The organism is Streptomyces kebangsaanensis (assembly GCF_001906585.1).
Taxonomy (GTDB): domain Bacteria; phylum Actinomycetota; class Actinomycetes; order Streptomycetales; family Streptomycetaceae; genus Streptomyces; species Streptomyces kebangsaanensis.
On sequence record NZ_JUJA01000017.1, the window covers coordinates 4,737 to 9,352 of the forward strand.

Here is a 4,616-nt window from a genome sequence, read left to right on the forward strand (position 1 = left end):
GCCCGCGCGTTCGGCGCCACCGACATCGTCACCGAACGCGGCGACGAAGGCGCGGCCAGGATCAGGGAGATGACCGGCGGGCTGGGCGCGCACTCGGTCGTCGAAGCCGTCGGTACCCAGGAGTCGATGCTGCAGGCCATCGGTTCCACCCGCCCCGGCGGCCACGTCGGCTACGTCGGCGTCGCCCACGGCGTCGCACTCGACGGCCGGGAGCTGTTCTTCTCCCACGTCCACCTCCACGGCGGACCGGCCCCGGTGCGCCAGTACCTGCCGCGGCTGATCGACCTGATCTGGAACCGGAGGATCGACCCCGGCAGGGTCTTCGACCTCGACCTCCCCCTCGACCGGGCCGCCGAGGCGTACCGGGCCATGGACGAGCGCCGCGCCGTCAAGGCCCTGCTGCGCGTGTGACCCCGGGGCGGCGCGGCATCACGCCAGCGCGTTGACAGCTGCCGCGAACAGGCGTGGCAGGCGGGCGGCCGTGGGGGTGATGCGTGAGGCGAGTGCGGGCTGCCGGCGGGCTCCGGTCAGGAGCTCCGTCAGGAACCGGTGACGGCGGGTGGCGCGGTGCCAGTCGGCCTCGTAGCGGCCTGGGGTGCCGCGGCGCAGGTTGTCGACCAGGGCCCGGGCGCCGGTGAGGGCGAGGGAGATGCCTTCGCCGGTCAGCGCGTCGATGTATCCGGCGGCGTCGCCGACGAGCAGGACCCGCCCGTGGCAGTGGGCGCGGGACCGCTGGCGCAGCGGTCCCGCGCCGCGTACGGCGGTGACGGCCGCTTCGCCGGGAAGGCGGGCCGCCAGTTCGGGGAAGGCGGTCAGCTGGGTGCCGAAGGGGGCCCGCCGGGCCGTCAGCAGGGCGACGCCGACGAGCGCGGGGCCGAGCGGGGTGACGTACGCCTCCCCGTACGGCCCCCAGTGCACCTCGACGTAGGAGGACCAGGGAGGCACCGCGTAGTGGCGGCGCAGCCCGTACCGGGGCGCCGTGCCGCTCCTCACCTCCAGGCCGAGGAAGCGGCGCAACGGCGAGTGGAGGCCGTCCGCGGCGACCAGCCACCGGGCGCGCAGGCCGGCCCCGGGCACGGTCACGCCCGTGTCGTCCTGCCGTACCTCGCCCACGCGCAGGGGCAGTACGGGGACGCCAGCGTCGACGACGGCTTGGTGCAGGGCGCCGTGCAGGCCGGTGCGGCGGGCGCCGAGGCCGGGGCCGTGCCGGAATGCCGCCTGGACCCTGCGGGACCCCTGGACGTAGCGGATTCCGCCGATCGGCAGGCCGGGAACCTGAAGGCCGAGTGCACCGAGGGCCCGGACGGCGCCGGGCATCAGGCCCTCGCCGCACGCCTTGTCGACCGGCGCCCGGCGTGGCTCCGCCACGACGACGTCGAGGCCCGCGCGCACGGCGTGCAGGGCGGTCGCCAGACCGGCGGGACCGCCTCCGGCGATCAGCAGGTCGTGGCCGCCGCTCACGCGGGCACCGCCGCGGTGAGGGCGGTGTTCTCGCAGCGGACGCGGACCGCGAGCAGGAGCGCGTTGGCCACGGTGAACGCCGCCGCGCTCAGCCAGGCCGAGTGCACCAGCGGCAGGGCGGCGATCTCCACCACGACGGCGACGTAGTTGGGGTGGCGCAGGAACCGGTAGGGGCCGGTGCCGACCAGGCGGGCTCCGGGGACGACGATGACCCGGGTGTTCCAGTAGGGGCCGAGTGCGGTGACGCACCACCAGCGCAGCGCCTGCGCCAGGGCGACGAGCGCCAGCATGGGCCATCCCAGAGCGGGCAGGAACGGCCGGTGGGCGAGCACGGTTTCGGCGAGGCAGCAGACGAGCAGACCGGTGTGCAGGGCGACCATGGCCGGGTAGTGGCCGCGGCCGTGTTCCACGCCGGCGCGGGCACGGGTCCAGGCCGCGTTGCGCCGGGCGACGGCGAGTTCGGCGAGGCGTTCGGCGGCGACGGCCAGGACGAGAAGCGTGTACCAGGGCATGGGAGCACTCACCAGCGCAGCAGGACGAGTTCGGAGCAGAACCCCGGGCCCATCGCCAGGACGAGCCCCCATGTGCCGGGCTCGGGCCGGTGGGACTCCCGGACGGTCTGCAGGATGTGCAGGACGGAGGCGGAGGACAGGTTTCCCACGGTCGCGAGGGAGTGCCGGGCGGTGTCCAGGGCGTCGCCGGGCAGGCCGAGGGCGTCGGCCACGGCGGAGAGCACCTTGGGACCTCCCGGGTGGCACACCCAGGTCCCGATGTCGTCGGTGGTCAGGCCGTGTTCGGCGAGGAAGGCGCGCAGGTGCCGGCCGAACCGGTCCCGTACGATCCCGGGGACGCCGGCGTCGATCACGACGCGGAACCCGCTGGCGCCGATGTCCCAGCCCAGGAGCTGTTCGGTGCCCGGATACAGGCGGCTGCGGGTCGCGACCACCGAGGGGCCGCCCGCGCCGGGCCCCGCCCTGCCGCCGCCCCGCGCGACGAGCGCCGCCGCGCCGTCACCGAACAGGGCTCCGGCGACGAGGTTGGCGCGGGAGTCGTCGCGCCGCTGGAGTGTCAGCGAGCACAGCTCGACACTGAGCAGCACCGCCGTGTCGTCGGGGTGCCCCCGCAGATAGTCGTGCAGCCGGGCGAGTCCGGCCGCGCCCGCCGCACAGCCCAGGCCGAACACGGGAAGTCTCTTGACGTCGGGCCGCAGTCCCAGGCGCCCGGCCAGCCGGGCGTCGAGCGACGGAGCGGCGATGCCGGTGATGGAGGTGCACACCAGCAGATCGACGTCGGCCGGCCCGAGTCCCGCCTCCCGCAGCGCGCCGGTGAGGGCCTCCTCGCCCAGTTCGAGTCCGGCGGCCACCCACGCGTCGTTGCTCCGGCCGAAGTCGCCGAGGCCGGCGTACCGCTCGATCGGCAGGGCGAGATGGCGTGTGCGCACACCGGCGGAGGCGTGCAGGCGGCGCAGTACGGCGCGGTCGGCTCCCGGGGCGAGGCACAGGTCGCCGATCGCCTCGGTGAGGTCGTCCTGGGCGTACCGGTGCGGCGGCAGCGCGGTGCGGACCGCGGCGATCGTGCTCGCCGTGCCGGGCAGGGGCGCCGGGCGCGGCACGGTGGGCGGCGGGAGGGGAACGTCATCGACGATCACAGGGACACGCATGTCGGTCATACCTTCCTCCCGCCATACGCCCCGTTAACGTCCCCTTGTGCCACTCCACCCGCCCGGTGCCGTCCAGCCGGATGCCCTTCCGCCCGCGGCACACCGTGTCCCGGTGCTGCTGCTGCGCTCCTGCCACCTGGAGCCGGCGGTCGCCGTGACCGTGTTCGTGACCGCGCTGGCCGTGGCGGCGGGCCGCGGAGCGGCGGGTTCGGCGGCGGTGGCCGCGGCGGTGCTGGCCGGGCAGCTCTCGGTGGGCTGGTGCAACGACGCGGTCGACGCCCGGCGCGACACGGCCTGCGGGCGGCGCGACAAGCCGGTGGCCACGGGGGAACTCGCGCCCCGGGCGGCGGCCGTCGCGGCCGGGGCGGCCCTGGCGCTGTGCGTGCCGCTGTCGCTGCTGAGCGGCGCCGCCGCGGGAGTGGCGCATCTGGTGGGCATGGTGGCCGCGGGCTGGGCCTACAACCTGGTGTTCAAGCACACGGTGCTCTCGCCGCTGCCCTATGCCGTGGGTTTCGGATCGCTGCCGGCCTTCGTCACCCTCGGCCTGCCCTCGCCGTCCTGGCCGGCCTGGTGGGCGGTCACGGCCGGCGCGCTGCTGGGCGTGGGGGCCCATCTGGTCAATGTGCTTCCGGACATCGAGGACGACCTCGCGGCCGGTGTGCGCGGGCTGCCGCAGCGGCTGGGCCGCCCGGCCTGCCGGTGGCTGGCCCCGTTCGTGATGGTGGCGGCCGTGGGCGTGGTGGTCGCGGGGCCGCCCGGTGCGGTGACGTTGCCGGGCCGGGTACTGGCGGCGGCGGCCGCGATCGTCGCGGCCGCGGGAACGGCCGTGCCGGCGGGGGGCCGGAGCCGGTGGCCGTTCCGGGCGTCGATCGTGGTGGCCGGCCTGGCCGTGGCGCAGCTCCTGCTGCACGGCGCGGACATGGCCTGACCCCGGCCCCGCGGACGGTGGCGCGTTTTTGCCGCCGGTACGCGGGGGACCCGCCGCCCATGGTGGCGTACGGAGCGGAGCAGCGGGTGCGCCTGCCCGCGTTGCGGGCCGGCTGGCTGACGCAGACGTTCGTCCACTGGCCCTTCCGGCCGGAGGCGGTGCGGGCTCTGGTGCCCGGGGAACTGGCCGTGGACGAGTACGAGGGGGTCGCCTGGGTGGGGCTCACGCCCTTCGTCATGACGGACGTACGCCCTCCTGGCGTACCCGCGACCGCGCCCGGGCTCCCGACGTTCGCGGAGACCAACCTCCGGACCTACGTCCGGCACCGGCACGGGCGGGACGGGCTGTGGTTCCTCTCCCTCGAAGTCGCCTCCCCGCTGATGCTGGCGGCCCGTGCCGTCGGCGCGCCGTACCACCTGGGCACCCTCAGCGTCTCCACGGACGGGGGCACCGTCTCGTACGCCGGTTCCAGGCGGCGGGGCCGGGGCTCCTACCGCCTGGTCGTCCGCCCCGGTGACCCGATCGAGCCGACGGAGCGGGACGTGTGGCTGATCTCGCGCTGGCGGG

General features: G+C 75.9%; 6 protein-coding genes. 3 read left to right on the top strand and 3 right to left on the bottom strand.

Annotation, left to right across the window (positions count from 1 at the left end):
- On the top strand, positions 1-411 hold a 411-nt coding region (locus RH94_RS41930), incomplete at its 5' end, for a zinc-binding dehydrogenase (protein ID WP_234425457.1).
- Between the two features lie 18 nt (positions 412-429).
- On the opposite strand, the gene RH94_RS01705 is transcribed toward RH94_RS41930, so the two are convergent.
- The 3 genes from RH94_RS01705 to RH94_RS01715 are packed head-to-tail and all read right to left on the bottom strand — an operon-like array spanning position 430 to position 3,121.
- Positions 430-1,461 carry an NAD(P)/FAD-dependent oxidoreductase gene (locus tag RH94_RS01705; protein WP_073945906.1) on the bottom strand — a complete coding sequence of 344 codons (1,032 nt, stop codon included), beginning with the start codon at positions 1,459-1,461 and terminating at the stop codon, positions 430-432.
- On the bottom strand, positions 1,458-1,973 hold the full coding sequence (locus RH94_RS01710; protein WP_073945907.1) for an isoprenylcysteine carboxyl methyltransferase family protein: 516 nt from the start codon (positions 1,971-1,973) through the stop codon (positions 1,458-1,460). The genes RH94_RS01705 and RH94_RS01710 overlap by 4 nt, the downstream gene beginning before the upstream one ends.
- Before the next feature lie 8 nt (positions 1,974-1,981).
- On the bottom strand, positions 1,982-3,121 hold the full coding sequence (locus tag RH94_RS01715) for a type III polyketide synthase (protein WP_079188853.1): 1,140 nt from the start codon (positions 3,119-3,121) through the stop codon (positions 1,982-1,984).
- Between the two features lie 46 nt (positions 3,122-3,167).
- On the opposite strand from RH94_RS01715, the gene RH94_RS01720 reads away from it, so the two are divergent.
- Complete coding sequence (locus tag RH94_RS01720; protein WP_073945908.1) at positions 3,168-4,049, top strand: UbiA family prenyltransferase; 882 nt, start codon at positions 3,168-3,170, stop codon at positions 4,047-4,049.
- Positions 4,050-4,108: 59 nt separating this feature from the next.
- Positions 4,109-4,616, top strand: a 508-nt coding sequence (locus RH94_RS01725) for a DUF2071 domain-containing protein (protein ID WP_234425458.1), incomplete at its 3' end; no start/stop codon positions are given.